The 15,076-nt window shown below is 44.2% G+C and carries 8 protein-coding genes; 5 read left to right on the forward strand and 3 right to left on the reverse strand.

Going from position 1 to position 15,076, the window contains the following annotated elements; genetic code table 11:
• Window positions 1-4: 4 nt before the first annotated feature.
• From M1D72_RS00240 to M1D72_RS00250, 3 genes are all read right to left on the reverse strand, one after another.
• Complete coding sequence (locus M1D72_RS00240; RefSeq protein ID WP_456295096.1) at window positions 5-2,026, reverse strand: LTA synthase family protein; 2,022 nt, start codon at window positions 2,024-2,026, stop codon at window positions 5-7.
• A gap of 227 nt (window positions 2,027-2,253) precedes the next feature.
• Window positions 2,254-2,649, reverse strand: coding sequence for a DUF2391 family protein (locus M1D72_RS00245; RefSeq protein ID WP_390192671.1), 396 nt, complete (start codon window positions 2,647-2,649; stop codon window positions 2,254-2,256).
• A gap of 30 nt (window positions 2,650-2,679) precedes the next feature.
• On the reverse strand, window positions 2,680-3,552 hold the full coding sequence (locus M1D72_RS00250; protein WP_456295097.1) for a tetratricopeptide repeat protein: 873 nt from the start codon (window positions 3,550-3,552) through the stop codon (window positions 2,680-2,682).
• 402 nt (window positions 3,553-3,954) lie between these two features.
• Here M1D72_RS00250 and M1D72_RS00255 point away from each other — a divergent pair, with 402 nt between their 5' ends.
• From M1D72_RS00255 to M1D72_RS00275, 5 genes are all read left to right on the forward strand, one after another.
• The gene (locus M1D72_RS00255; RefSeq protein WP_456295098.1) at window positions 3,955-5,616 is read left to right on the forward strand and encodes a ShlB/FhaC/HecB family hemolysin secretion/activation protein; all 1,662 of its coding nucleotides are present in this window, start codon (window positions 3,955-3,957) and stop codon (window positions 5,614-5,616) included.
• 23 nt (window positions 5,617-5,639) lie between these two features.
• Window positions 5,640-13,556 (forward strand): two-partner secretion domain-containing protein, encoded by a 7,917-nt coding sequence (locus M1D72_RS00260; protein WP_456295099.1) that lies wholly within the window; start codon window positions 5,640-5,642, stop codon window positions 13,554-13,556.
• Window positions 13,557-13,558: 2 nt separating this feature from the next.
• Complete coding sequence (locus M1D72_RS00265; RefSeq protein ID WP_456295100.1) at window positions 13,559-13,957, forward strand: hypothetical protein; 399 nt, start codon at window positions 13,559-13,561, stop codon at window positions 13,955-13,957.
• Window positions 13,958-14,319: 362 nt separating this feature from the next.
• Window positions 14,320-14,562 carry a hypothetical protein gene (locus M1D72_RS00270; RefSeq protein WP_456295101.1) on the forward strand — a complete coding sequence of 81 codons (243 nt, stop codon included), beginning with the start codon at window positions 14,320-14,322 and terminating at the stop codon, window positions 14,560-14,562.
• 93 nt (window positions 14,563-14,655) lie between these two features.
• Complete coding sequence (locus M1D72_RS00275; RefSeq protein ID WP_456295102.1) at window positions 14,656-15,024, forward strand: hypothetical protein; 369 nt, start codon at window positions 14,656-14,658, stop codon at window positions 15,022-15,024.
• Window positions 15,025-15,076 lie beyond the last annotated feature (52 nt).

Genomic DNA, 15,076 nt, shown 5'->3' on the forward strand with positions numbered 1-15,076 from the left:
TCAATTAGGGCTGCTTTGCGAGTAGATAGCCGTCTGCCATGTAGCTTATTTGTGCTGCGTAGTAATCTTTCTTGAACGCAAGGCTACCCCACATCGCATTCGCGTGTGCTTTACTGACTAACGCGGGGTCATCTTGTTCGGGGAGCAACACATCTGCTGACGGATCGTAGCGATAACTGCGAATCCCTTGACCAGGCAAGATGGTAACCACTTGGTTGTTGGCATTCATCCACGCAAAGTTTTTGTCACGTTGCATCAGCGCACGCTGTTTTTCTTGCGGAATATCTCGAGTGAGATCAAAGCCAATCATCGGGTTAACGCTATCGACACCAGCCAAAGATAACAGTGTCGGGGCAATATCAATTTGGCTCACCAAGCGGTCATCTTTGTGTGCTTCGATCCCCCCACCAAAAATAATTGCCGGTATGTGGAAGTGGCCAATTGGCACCGGAGATGAACCAAAGGTACGAGCATCGTGGTCAGCCACGACGACAAACACAGTGTTATCCCAGTAATCGGATTTTTTGGCTTTGTCGACAAACTCACCCAATGCGAAATCCGCATAATGAACCGCGTTTTCTACCGTGTTTTTGGGTTGATTATATTGAGTAATGGTGTTGTCTGGGTATTCATGTGGGCTGTGATTGGATGACGTAAACACCAAGCTAAAGAACGGCTTATCTTGTTTGTTAAGCTCAGTGAACTGCTGGTCAGCTTTATCAAATAAATCTTGATCGCTGGCACCCCATGAGCCAACAAACTTAGGGTTCGTAAAGGTTGGTAGGTCTTGAATGTCCTCAAACCCGTTGCCAAGGAAGAAACGCTTCATGTTATCGAAGTGGCTCTCTCCACCATAAATAAACTGCGTGTGATAGTCATTTTGGGCAAGCAGATCGGCAATCGTAAAGAACTGGGTTTGGCTCTTGCCGAGTTTCACCACGGAGCGAGCCGGAGTCGGGGAGAAGCCCGTTGTGACTGCCTCTAAGCCACGTACCGAGCGTGTCCCTGAAGCATACATTCGCGTGAATGCCCAGCCTTCGTCAATTAACTTATCCATGTTTGGTGATGCATCAATACCACCAAGGCTTTTCACATAACGAGCGCCATGGCTCTCCATCAACAAGATGACGATGTTTTTTTGTTTACCCTTGTAGCTGGCTGGTCGATAAGCCAAGGTTGGCGATGATGTATCGACAAAATCATCTGGGTTGACGTTCATTGATTGGCGAATTTGCGCCACAATGTCGCTTTCGTCCATCTTGGGGTAATAATGAAAGGCATTGGCCTCACTGCCCATTTGTTTGGCAGCAAAAATGACGGCGTAAGATGAATTAAGTGTAAGGTCATTAATCAATGGGTCGCTAGAGAAGGCGACCATCGCTGGGTTTAAAGGGCGATGACCCAGCGTAGAGCGTGCGCCCATAACCCCAATAGCCAGTACACAAAGTGCAATCACAGGACGCCAATACCACTTAGGAAAAGAAAGGTCTTGCGTCAACGTACGGCTCCATTTCCACCCAAAAACAATCGTCGCCACACTGACGACGGCGCCTAGCAACAATTCCAATTTGTAGCCAGACCAAAGCATGCTAAATACTTCTTTTGGATAGATAAGATATTCGATAAACAGGCGATTGGGGCGTAAATCGTATTCGTTAATGAAAGCAGGCGTTGCGGCTTCCATATACACCGCGAGCCATAAACCGCCGACGATCCACAGGCGTAACACCCAGCGCCAGATGTGTCCTAGGGGGTGATTTCCGGTAATCAGCGCTGAAAGAAAAGCAGGAAGAATAAACAGGTAACACACTGAAGCGAAATCAATACGAAGACCACTTAAAAAAATCGAAGACCACGAGGAAAAACCTTCAATTCTCTGAGATTGCCACAACGAAAGTCCTAGTCGTGAAAGTGTAAAAATCACCATCACAGCGAGGCTAGCCATGATCACCGGGTAAAGAGGGCCGAGCCGCTGCTTTAGACTGATATGATTGGTATTTTGGGCCGAATTTATTTGCTGATTCATAGCTAAGTAAGTTCCTTTGCTGCACCATTGGTTTATTTTTATAACGAGACTTAACAACCACTGCGTCAGCATAATGAGGGGAACTTAAGATTGACTTAAGAAATCGATTTTTATCGTCTGGATTTGGGAGGATGATTACAAAAGAAGGGAAAAGTGTGAAGGTGATACTGTATGGTATTCTCAATATAAATCATTGATTTTACTTTAAATTGTACAGTGTTTTATTACTATTCTTTATCAAAGCTATCCACGACGATGGCGCCCATCGATGCGGGCATGGTAACGACAACAATGCGTCGAAAGGCTGTTAGGGGGTCCGTCAAAATAGGCAGTTTATCGAGGCAAAATAGCACCAAAGCAGCAACAAGTGCGGCAATCAGATAAGCAATCACAATCCGCAACAGAAATACGGGCACGCGGTGGCGAATGTTTTGTTGAAACACACTTTGGTAGGTGAAGATAGCAAGGAACAGAACCGATAAACTGAACAGCATGGCTAGGTTTGTGAGAGGCAGAGTTTCCCCCAGTTGCCATGCTTCTTCTGAAAATGAAATAGGCACCGCTAACGCGAAAGCGCCGACAAATACTTGGCTGGCATCTTCCCAATTAAAGCTAATTTTCATCAGCAAACTTCCGCGTTAATTGTTAATTAATCAGTTATGTGGTTCGGTCTTATCGATATGATCGCCGGCGATTAAGGCATCAAAGCGGCGGTGACCATGCAGTGGCTCGAGGTCTTTTTCATCGGAAATCAAATCACGAACTGATGGGCTGGCTTCGATCGCGCGTTCCAAATCTTCGACTGCTTGATCTTCAGCGCCTAATCGTGAATACGCACAAGCACGTTGATACAGTGCTGGGCCGTTCGCATCATCAACTTCCAGTACTCGGTTACAAATACTCATAGCCCAGTGGTACTCGTTGATTTCCATCGCCGCATCCGCTTTATAGGTGAGCGCTTCTAAGTCACCAGGACGAATACGTAAAATTTCATCATACACCTCAATGCGTTGCTCAGGCGTCGGCATGCTTTGAGCTCGCAACCACAAGTTATGGATTTCGTTGATTTTTTCAATCTCTTTGTTGTTTTCACTGATGATGCGAGTTTTACGTTTTAAGTCACGTTCCAAGGCGAGAAATTTTTTCTCGTAGTCTTGCGCTATCTTATCGAGACGCTTATCCGCCATTTCTTTGGTGTTGTGTTTGATATCACGCAGTGACTGCCAGCCAAACAGCGCGACCATGGACGCTACACCTGCAATGATGTAGAAGAAATAGGTGACGGTAACGTTAGCATAATTGAGCGATTTATCGGCAACCGCGAGTTCTCGGTCGGTAATTTCAACCGTTAACTTTCTTTCGAGATCTTGTTGTTCGGTACGCAGTGACTTGAGCTCGTCAAGAATGTAGCGCTCCATAAGCGGGCGGTCGAGCATATCGGAACGCGAGTATTTTTGTGTATCTTCTGCGTGAGCGGTAAACACAGCACATAGAGAAGAAAGGAGTAAAACTATCAAAGACCGCATGAGCGTATAACCTATTTAAAAGTGGCAATTTTTATCGTGCATAAGATAACAAAATGTTAAGGGAAAGCGCAAAATCCATGGCATCTAGCCAGTCAATTTCTTGAACCAAAAGAAGACGTTTACCTTCTGCCTCTAAGCATAGTGTGAAATGTGGCTAACAAATAACGGATTTTCCCTGTCGCTCGACACGGATTCACGTTAATAGCAGCCCGATATTTTTACCGAAAGGGATTTTTAGAGGCAGGAAGGGGCGACCGTTTTTCTGAAAAATTAAATAAAAAATGAGTAATCGATTACATAGTACTTTATTGTGATTCTAATCACAATTTTGGTTTGTTTTGGTGAACCTTTCAACAATTTTGAATTAAAAACGTCCAAATTTATAAACTAAAGTATGGGTTATTGTTGAAGCTGAAAATCGTATTTTTCGTTTCGCTGCTTTATTGGATTTCATTTTTTGTTTCTTCCGCGCCTCTCCCTCCTAGCGTACAAAATGAAATCGAAGCTCAGCAGCAGCAGCGATTAGAAAATATAAAACAACAACAAAACCAACTGGAAAACCTCACCCCGTTACCCACACTTCCTGACACGTCAAATGAAGATGACAGTACATGCTTTGAGATAAACAGCATTACTTATTCAGGGAATGAACTATTCAGTGATGAGGCGCTTAACCAGCATATTCGTTTCACACCAACATGTTTAGGTTTGGGTGGGATTAATGGTTTATTGCGAAACATAACCAATTACTATATTGAGCATGGTTATGTGACCTCTCGCGCCTATTTAACGCCGCAAGATCTTAACAGTGGTGTGTTAAATATGGTGATTTTGGAGGGTAAGTTACAAGAGGTTCAACTCAATGGACAGCCAAGTAGCATGCTGAAATTTGCGTTTCCATCTCTGGCTGGTCGTAAGCTGAATTTGAGAGATATCGAGCAAGGTTTGGATCAAATCAACCGCCTTAGTCGATATAACGCGCAGATTAAATTGCTGCCTGCACAGCAGCAAGGATACAGCATTGTTGATATTCAAACACAGGATCAAGGTCTTGTTAGTGGATCATTTGGATTTAATAACGGCGGCAGTGAAAGTACGGGTGAGACTCAACTTTCAGCAGCAGCGAGTGCAGAAAATGGCTTAGGTGGATTGGAGCAAGTGTCGTTATCCACGGGTAAGAGCAGTGAATTTAATTCAAGCTTTGATTCGGAAAACCTCAATTTGAGTGCCAACCTTCCGTTTGGCTATTGGACTTATTCTTATCAGATGACTTACTCGAGTTACCAAAGCGCGTTTGAAAACAACGGGTTTAGTATTGATACCGATGGGCGGACTGATGTCTACCAGCTCGGGGCTAATTATCTGTTTTTTCGCAACAGCCAAACGAAAGCGACGTTGAGCTCTAACCTCAGCCATCGTCGTGAAAACAACTATTTATTAGGCACTAAGCTCGATAGCAGCAGCCGAAATCTCACTCATTTCAGTGTTGGGATGGAGTTGAGCACGCGAGTTGGTCAAGGCTTTATCACGGTGATGCCTAAGTACAGTAAAGGAACCACTTGGTTTAATGCTTTGGGCGATAGTGGTCGCTCTAATGGGGCACCAGTTTCAAAGTTTGATAAAGCAGAACTCACGCTGAGTTATACCTATCCGTTACTACCAGCGGTGCGTTATTCATCAACACTCTTTGCACAATGGAGCAACGATACATTATTTGGCAACCAAAGAATGAGTATTGGTGGTGAATATTCAGTACGTGGATTTAAGTCAGTTTCGCTCTCTGGTGATGAAGGGTATTACTGGCGAAATGAGGTGAATTACCAAATGGGACAGTGGCCTGTTATTGGGCAGGTGAGTGCCGTTCTAGCACTGGATACCGGCAGTATTGTACCTGATTCACAAGATAAGTTCGAAAGAGGCTCATTACTTGGGACTTCTCTGGGTTTCATGACTCGCCATTCTTATTACTCCAGTTCGGTTTCGTTGGGCTTTCCTTTGCAATCGCCATCTCGATTGCCGACAGACGATTACGTTATTAATTATCAAATTCGCTTCATGTTGTAAGCGAGTAAAAAAGGTTACTTCTCATGACTTCGTGGCAAACTCGTTTTAACCGCTGGCTGGTTTACGTTCTGTGCTGGACAATAAACATTCAGCCTGTATTGGCGAATGTGGTCGTCAATGGAACTCAAACCCAAGTGACGCAGGCGCTCAATGGAGTTGAAGTAGTGGACATCGCAAAGCCCAATGGCAAGGGGTTGTCGCATAACCAGTATGAGATGTTCAATGTTGACCCAACTGGCTTGATTCTTAATAACTCAACTCAGGCACTTAGTCAGTCTCAACTTGCAGGAATTGTGGAAGGCAATGCCAATCTGCAAGGTCAAGCCGCCAGTGTGATTCTTAACGAAGTCACCGGTTCTAATCGCAGTCAGCTCAACGGTTATACGGAGGTGTTGGGTAAACAAGCGAATGTAATTTTAGCTAACCCTTATGGGATCACCTGTGATGGCTGCGGATTTATGAACACCCCGCGCGTCACGCTTTCAACCGGTACGCCGCAAATTATTAATGGGAGCCTCAATGGATTTGATGTGTCGCAAGGGAGCATCAGTATTGAAGGTTTGGGCCTTGATGGCTCGCAGCAAACGTATTTTGATATTATTACTCGTGCTGCCAAGTTAAGTGCTGACATCCATGCGCAAAATTTGAATGTGGTGACAGGGCGCAATCAGGTCGGCTATAAAACCAATCATGTCACCAAAAGCCAATCGCAACCACAAACCCAACCTGAATTAGCGATTGACTCCTCCGCGCTTGGCGGTATGTACGCTGGCCGCATTCAATTGGTCTCAACAGAAAGCGGTGTAGGAGTTAATGCTGGTAACTTAGCGGCTTCCAATGGGGATATTCAGCTCTCGGCTGATGGGAAAATAACGCTTGGTCATGCGAGTGCGACTCACGATATTGTGCTTGAGACTTCCGATCAATTAGCGCTCAGTGGTCAGCAATATGCGGGAGAGACATTCGATGCCAACGCCAAGCGAATTGAGATCATTGACGGTGCGGTTGCCGCGCGCAAGGAGTTAAATTTAAATGCGAAGCAAGACATACAACTCTCGCAATCTTACCTCACTTCAGGACTTGATAGTAAAGGCACGCTAGCAGGGCCGAGTCAACTTAACATTACGGCAGATTCGCTAAATTTAAATCAATCGCAAGTGACTTCAAGTGGTGGGGTGACTTCACAAGCATCAAACATTGAACTGGATGCTCAAAGTGAGTTGCAAGCTAAACAGATTCAATTCGACAGTACTTCTTCCCTACTTAATGATGGGCAAATTCACGCTGAGCAGAACGTAACCTTTTCTGGCGACAATTATCATATTGAAGGTGAAGGGAACCTGAGTGCTGAGCAATTATCACTGAAAGGTGGTGTCGCCGAGATTAACAGCCAACTTCAGGGTGCGACTATCACTTCTGCCGTTGAAAGCTTAGAGGTGGGTGAGCAAGGTCACCTTAATGCCAGCCAAGCGCTTGAATTAGGCGCTCAATCATTAATCAACCAAGGCGTTTTGCAATCGGCAGATGCGTTCGCTCTTTCAGTGACAGATTTGGATAACCAAGGTTCATTGATTGCCGCACATGATTTGCAAATTACCGCAGCCAACAATGTCACTAACAGCGGGCTTGTGTATAGCGCTGAAGATACCAAGCTGAATGTCGCTGGCGATGTGGTTAACGAGCAAGGCGATATGCTGATTGGTGGTAATTTTGTATCCCAAGGTATTACCGATAGTGAACGCAGCAGAGGCTTTTATAACCGTTCGGGCAATATTGAAGCACAAGGTGATATACAACTTAACGCGGATGCGATTGAAAATACTCGCGTAAAGGCGGAGGAAACGACCACCAGTATTTCTAATAGTGCTCCAAGCCAAATTAGTAAAAAGCTGACCTTAAAATCGCAGACATGTGAAACCAGAGGTGGGAACGAGGCTAACGAGTATTGTACATCAACATACTACGGTTTTTCAGAAAAGAGAATAATGTCACAAGACTCAACGATTGTGACTATTGAAGGGGACGCATCACAGTTGAAGTCTGGAGGTCATCTAGATATTGAGGCTGGAGTGTTGCGAAATAACGCTTCACTGATGACTAGTAATGGTGATATAGCAATTAACGCTGACGAGGTAAGTAATAAGGCATTTCAAACAGCCAAAAATACCGTTTATGCTAATTATTCTTCCGGTGAGTCAAGAATAAAAACTGTCAAAGTGAAGCGTGTTATCAAAACCGAGTCTGAACAAGGCGAACTCTACAACGCATCAATCATTGCTAATGGTGATATCAGTATTAATGCAACGGATTCGGTCGATAACGGTACCACTCAAGCGAACGCTGCAGGTAGTGGTATAGAGCTGCCTGGCGCACCGCAAGTTTCTTTACCTGCTGAACAAAGTGATACCCCGTTTATCAGTGATAACGATATTGCGTTTCCCAATTACACCATTCCAGAGTCGCCCAATGGCTTGTTTGTACCAAGTCGTGACCCACAAAGTCAGTATGTGATTGAAACCAATCCTTTATTAACCGACATGGGCGAGTTTGTGGGATCAGATTATTTCCTTAGCAAGATCGAATATCATCCTGACAATGACGTGAAGTTTCTTGGCGACTCTTACTATGATACTCGTACCATCACCCAGGCAATCTTCGAACAAACGGGGCAACGTTACCTCGAAGCCAACATAGGTAGCGATTTAGCGCAAATGCAAAGCCTGATGGATGCGGCAGCGAGCGCACAAACCGAGTTAGATTTACAAGCAGGTGTGGCGCTAACACCAGAACAAATTGCCAATTTAGAAAACGACATTATTTGGTATGAACGTGTCACCGTAAATGGTCAAGAAGTGCTTGCGCCAAAGCTGTACCTCTCGTCCGCAACCCAGCAGAGTATTGCACAAGGCGGCGCTCTTATTGCGGGTAACAATGTGGCGATTGCCGCTAATACCATTACCAATCAAGACGGTACTCTTTTCGCCGCTCAAAGTATGAACCTGCAAGCAAGCGATTCAATCCTCAATAAAAAGGGGGCGATTGAGGCGGGAGGTGACCTTTCGCTAACCGCAGGCAACGATATTAAAAATATCAGTGGTCAAATCTCTGGTGAGGATGTGTCTCTTACTGCGCAAAACGGCAGCATCATCAATCGTACTCAAGTTGAGACGTTAAGTGTATCGGGTAATGGCCAGTTAAGCACAAAAGCTAACCCAAGTCGCAGCGCCGATGTTATGACGGGCGTGGGTAACACGGCTTCCATTTCATCGCGGGGTGAACTTGATTTGACGGCCGGTGAGAACATCGAGCTTGTTGCAGCGAATGTTGAATCACTCGGTGATGCGAACCTTAACGCTGGCGGCAGTGTGACGGTAAGCTCCGCTCGCCAGCAAATCACCAACCATACCATTGAGGGCCGCTCTCAGATTGATACGCATTCAGTCAGCAATCTGGCATCGAGCTTAAGCTCTGGCGGCAATCTTATGGTCAATGCTGCTGAAAATATTGATGTTACGGGGTCAAATTTTGCAGCGTTAGGAAACCTTGCCCTTAAAGCACAAGGGGATATCACTTTAGATACAGCAGTCGATGAGCAATATCAGTCCGTCAACGAGCACAGACACGACAGCATCTCCCAAACCAAAACGCATCAGGGAGCTTCGCTTCGCGGTGATTCGATTGCAATCGAAGCTGGCAATAATGTTGCGATAACCTCGGCTGACCTGCAAGCAACCAACGAGGCGAGCATTAATGCAGGAGGTGACGTCAGTCTATTGGCTGCCAACGACAGTATTTACCACTACGACAAGAAAACCAAAAAGAAATCGTTTGGTCGCAAGAAAACCACCATTAAAGAGAGCATTAAAGAGACGGCACAAGGCACGCAAATCAATGCGGGTAATATCAATATTGCAGCAGGTGGAAATCAACAAAGCCAAGGTGATTTAACTCTGGTTGGCGCCGATCTTAGCGCGAATGACAGCGTGAATCTCAGCGCCGATGGTGATGTCGTACTGGCCGCTCAGGGCTATCGTGATTACCAGCGCAAAGAGACCATCAAAAAAGGTTTTGGTGGGTTAACTGGCAAAACAACGGGCAGTATCGATGATGCCACATTGCTAGACAGCGCTAATGTGATTACTGGTGCTGATGTCTCTATCCAGTCGGGTAATGATATTGGGGTGATCGCCAGTAATATCAGTGCTGGTGGTCAAGTTGACCTCGAAGCTGAAAACCAAGTTGTGGTCGGCGCGGATTACGCGCAGCAAAGCAGTCAGCAATGGAGTGAAGAGAGCAGTCTGTTTAGTGGTGGCGATATCTATTCAATGAACTCCCATCGCGAAGGCGTGACTTCATCAACCGCCCAGGGTAGCCAAATTCAATCGGGGGGACACTTAGCCGTCAACGGTGCTGAAGTCTCGGTAGTAGGCTCGGAATTAGCTGCTAATGGTAGCGCAGAGCTAAGCAGTGAAGCCGGTGATATCAAAGTCCTTGCGGCCACAAACCATACCAGCTCCTATTCTAACGACGAACAAATGTCGATTGGTTTTGGTGACGTGGCAAATGCGGCAAATTTTGCTTCCTTGGCCATGGGGAACTTTACAGGGCTATTAGGCAGTTTAGACGACTTAAAGGATGGTCGTTTATCAATGCAAATTGCGGAGGCGACATACGACAAAGTCGATACTCAAACTCAATCGACGTCGCATACGGGCGCGTCTATTTCCGCCAACAATAACGTTAGCCTAAATAGCCATGGTGATATTACTGTTGAAGGTTCTCAGTTAGCTGCTGATCGTGACAACGATAATCAAGGCGACTTATCTCTGACCTCTGTTGGCGATGTGTCAATTAAAGAAGCTAAAGACACTTATCAAACTAAAACCGATGAAACGCATGGCAATGCGTCGGTTAATTTTACGGTTAAACATCAAGCCGTTGAAACATATAACGCTTCAGTTGCGTTAAAAGATTCAGTTAAGGCTCTTAAAGAAGCGAAAGATTCGTATCAAGAATACAAAGATCAGTTGAAGGACCTTGAAAAGACCTACGCGCAACTCGAGCAAGATTATAACAATCAAGTGCCGGGTGTTGCGGCTGAAGATTTAGATGAACTCAGTAATCTAATTGCGGCATCAAAAGCCGATGAGTCTTGGTACATCGCAGGCATTGCGATGGCAACGGAAGATGTGACGACCAAAGGAGTATTGCTGGCAAAACAAGTGCATACGTCGATGGACAGTACCGTCACTCAAGGGTTTAACGCATCGCTCGATATTGATATGAGCGTCTCCAAAAACAGTACCTCGAGTAGTGGTACAACGTCTGTTGCCTCGAATCTTTCAGGACAAAATGTTTCGATCAATTCAGGAAACGAAACTGGCGACGAAATTACGGTTCAAGGTTCGAAGGTTTCTGCCACTGATACCATTGCGCTTTCGAGTAACAACATCAATCTGCTTGCTTCCCAAGATAAAGCGCAGACCCAAAATACGGGGCTATCAGGCTCTGCCTCGATTTCCCTTTCGGCTCATGGTGCTGCAACTGGGGCGGACATCAACGCGAGTTTAAATCGTTCTGGCAGTCAATCTAGCTCAACAACCTACAGCAATAGCTCTCTATCCAGTAACACCATACAGCTTGCATCGCAGCAGGATACAAGCATATTGGGTGCAAACCTGAAAGCCGATTCTCAGTTAACCGCAGATGTCGGTGGCAACCTTAATGTTGTGTCGCAACAAAATCAGAATACCAGTACCCACCATAGCGAAGGGGTCAGTGGCGGTGCCTCAACAAGTATTTCGGATCAAACCAGCGTTAACGGACTCAATGGCGGTTTTAACTTAGCCAATGGTACCTCTACGAGCCGAGAAACGGTCACTACATCTCTTATCTCCAAAGGCTCTGCTGATATCAATGTTGGCGGGAGTACGGACGTTCAGGGCGCGACGATTGCAACGATCAACGAGCAAGGCGATGACTTAGGGGCGTTGTCTCTTGTCACTAACACATTGACGTATTCTGATCTGAGTAATACCCGTTATCAAAGTGATCAAAGCGCCAATGTCAGTAGAAATATCGGAAAAGATAAGGAAGGACATTTTGACCTATTAGGCGGTTCTTCACACCTTCAATACAACAATGAATCGAACTATAAAAAGACCAAGTCACTGGCGACTATTGGCGCAGGTGATATTCAAGCAACAGGCACCGAAAATGAACAGTTAGCGAGTTTAAATCGTGACATTAGTCAAGTAGATAAGGATCTTTACGATGTCACGCGTCAGCAAGGCGATTTTGATTTTGAGGTTGATCATCGGTTCTTTTCTGAAATGGGGCGTAATGAAATTTCAGAAGATGTCATGGTCACTGACATGATTCGTGAAAGTATTGCGCTTGCCATGATGACAGACCGTGTTGGTTTTTCGGATATTGCTTCAGAAACTGGCAAGCAACTCAAAGTTTACAATGGATTAAAAGCCAAGATAGCCAGCGATCCAGAACTTGCTGCTGCGTTAAAAGATCCGAATTTATCGGCGGATGATAAAAAAATCATGCTCGATAAAGTAAGCCATGTGGTAATGACCGAACTTGGTTATAAAACAGAAGGTTATGAAAATAAAATCATTGCCAAGAAAGACGATAAAAACCCAGGTTTTCATTCCGATGAAACCGGTGATGCCTATATCAATGACGAAAAGGCTGATGATACTAAAAAACTCACACAAATCGCTGGGCATGAAACCAGTCATGAAATGGACGAGCAGGATATTGCCAATGGAGGTAAGCAATACTCCAAAGCGGATAAAGAAACCTATGCCGACCATATAGGCAGTAATGTCGGGGATTATCTGGAAGTTGGATTGGGTATCAATGGGGGAGGCTCACTCGCTAGCAGCAATAATCATGTGGACAATGAAAGTAGTGAAGTTATTGAAAATAACAAGGAATATGATGGTTTAGATAAAAATAAGGGTAACCACTTTTTAGGTGCTGCCGCGATGTTTGAAACTGGTCAGGCTGCTGTCACCGCTCAAACTCAAGCTGCTCTTTCTGCACAAGTTACAGGTGCGAGTGCTATATCGAATGCAGGACAAAATAATACCACCAAGCCACTTATTACAAATCGTGTTATTGATGATGTAAAAGAAAATACGGGTAATATTTATAGTAATATCAAAGAGTTGATTTTCGGTGGTATTGAATTTGAACCTGAATATTCAGATGAAGAGCGTGATTTCTTAGCCCAGCAATATAATCAACTATTGATTGATTATAAATCAGGCGATACTGGGCAAGATCGGATTGCTTCCTATGAATACATGCAACAGTCCCAGTTTTCACCGGAGGTTATCGCTCGAGCGGAAGTGTTACGTAGTAAAAGAACAATCTCTGGTTCTATTAATCCTTCTACGTTATTACCGATTCAAGAAGGTGATGATCCATCAACTACGAGCGAAATAGCGTCAAGTATAGATGCCTCAACACAAACCGTTTCGACTAACGAGCAAGGTCTAGGTACAACAGAAAGCCCATCCTATTCAGGTGTTGACCCGCTTGTTATTGTAAATTCTAAGAACGTAAAAAATGATGGTTCTTCAGATAGTGATTTTGATAAGGTCCCAGGTGGAAGTGATGTTACAAAGAGTACAGGCAAGCCTGACTTCATCGTGTCACCTAACGGTACGACGATGCCCACGAATAAAGACTTTAACCTGGTTGATTCAAATAAGAAGGGTGGCGACTGGTTCCAGATCCACAATAAGCACACTGATGCTAAGGTCAATGGGTCTCCGCATACCCACTATCCAGAACAACATGGCCGCAGTCGTACACGCGAGATAAAAACTACAGATGGTTCTGATCTTGATTATGCTGACAATGCGCTAAGAAACGGAACTATGAGAGAGCGGAAAAACCGGGGTGATAAAGGAGGTTGAGAATGACTCAGTTTGTGTTAGCAGTATCGAAAACTCACAATACTAGCTTGATACCGATTTCAAGAAGCAGAAATGACTTTCTCCTTGAAATCGCTAGTAAGTTATTTCCTGATCTTCCTCTTGAGGATGTCTATGTTATTGATGTAAATGAGAAGGATATTGACGCTCTGATGCTAGATGCCCAGAAGTTGGTTGTTGAGTCTTCAAGGTTTGAGCAGACAGAACTTTTCAAAATAATGGAAAAAGTAGCCCCATCTGTTGATGAGCTAGTCTTCTGGTACGGTTCGGAACATGAGGAGTTGGATTATGTTTACGGCGCCCCAGCTTTACTTAGCAAGCTAAAGGAGGCTGTAAGCGAGTCGACTTGCGAGCTCTATGTCCATTACAAGCAGACCAAGTAAGGGAAATATCGTTTTTTGTAATGCAGTAATGTTACAAACAAAGTAGATGTTGATGACTTAAGCAAGTTGGCCGCTGAGCCGTATAAAGGAGGGCGAACTAGGGCTGGTTTCAGTTTAGACAAGCACTCACAACGAGAAGGAAGCGTTTATTCGTCCTCTAGTCGTGAAGCAGGTGTCCAAAACCAAGAAGCTCAAGATATCGTCGACGATATACTTACGACACCTGGTACGCAATTTATAAATAAGACCGCTTGAAAGAATGGGCAACCGGTATCTGTCATTGATGGGGTTGCTCCGGATGGACGGACTTTCAGATTTGATTCCAGCAGAAATAACCTTTCTGGGTTTAGGGAGCCCAACAGATGATAGATAAATTGGATTATGGACTTCTTCATTGTGACGATAGGGATATTTTCTATGTTGAATTGATGTTTGATAACGTTCAATGGGGTGAAATTTTATTGGATAGTAATTCAGGTGATCCTATGGTTACGATTTGGGATTGTAATTTTACTATCCCATCAGAAGACCTTATTGAATTTGTTTCAAAAGCTTCTATTCATCTGAAGGAGTTTGAGACTTCTAAGAAATATTATAATTTTTAAAAAGTTGGAACACTCATGAATGAAGATAATATTTTCGAACTTAGCTGAAGAATGTGAGAAAATTATTATTCATGATGGTTAGTCGGAATCGCGATGATACAATCGATATGTAGTTTTTTTGATGATTTTATTGAATGGTTAGATGAGTTCGGTGTGTTACCTTCTGAGCGACTTGCTGCAGTATTAGACGATTTGGGTGGGCTAGATGGTGTTAGAGAAGATGAGTTATATATCTCCGCTCTTGAAGAGATTAGCCGTTATATTGTCAATTCTCTTAACCGGACTCAGCTTTATAATTTCCTATTGAACTGTAATGATAAGTTCTCTGTGAGGCCTGATGAATTTTATTACTTTTTTGAATCTTTGATAGATGAAGTGACAGTAAAATATTCAGATGGTGAGTCATTTATTTCTAACTGTCCTTCGCGCTATCAGCCTTTTTTGATAAAGCGGTTTATTTGATAGATTAAAAAAGAATGACAATTTTTAGACTAATGTTGTCAAACTAGAGCTG

Source organism: Vibrio sp. AK197 (assembly GCF_053903115.1).

Coding starts and splice junctions, on each gene's coding strand:
- M1D72_RS00240 (WP_456295096.1), bottom strand. CDS start 2,026: ATGAATCAGCAAATAAATTCGGCCCAAAATACCAATCATATCAGTCTA.
- M1D72_RS00245 (WP_390192671.1), bottom strand. CDS start 2,649: ATGAAAATTAGCTTTAATTGGGAAGATGCCAGCCAAGTATTTGTCGGC.
- M1D72_RS00250 (WP_456295097.1), bottom strand. CDS start 3,552: ATGCGGTCTTTGATAGTTTTACTCCTTTCTTCTCTATGTGCTGTGTTT.
- M1D72_RS00260 (WP_456295099.1), top strand. CDS start 5,640: ATGACTTCGTGGCAAACTCGTTTTAACCGCTGGCTGGTTTACGTTCTG.
- M1D72_RS00265 (WP_456295100.1), top strand. CDS start 13,559: ATGACTCAGTTTGTGTTAGCAGTATCGAAAACTCACAATACTAGCTTG.
- M1D72_RS00270 (WP_456295101.1), top strand. CDS start 14,320: ATGATAGATAAATTGGATTATGGACTTCTTCATTGTGACGATAGGGAT.
- M1D72_RS00275 (WP_456295102.1), top strand. CDS start 14,656: ATGATACAATCGATATGTAGTTTTTTTGATGATTTTATTGAATGGTTA.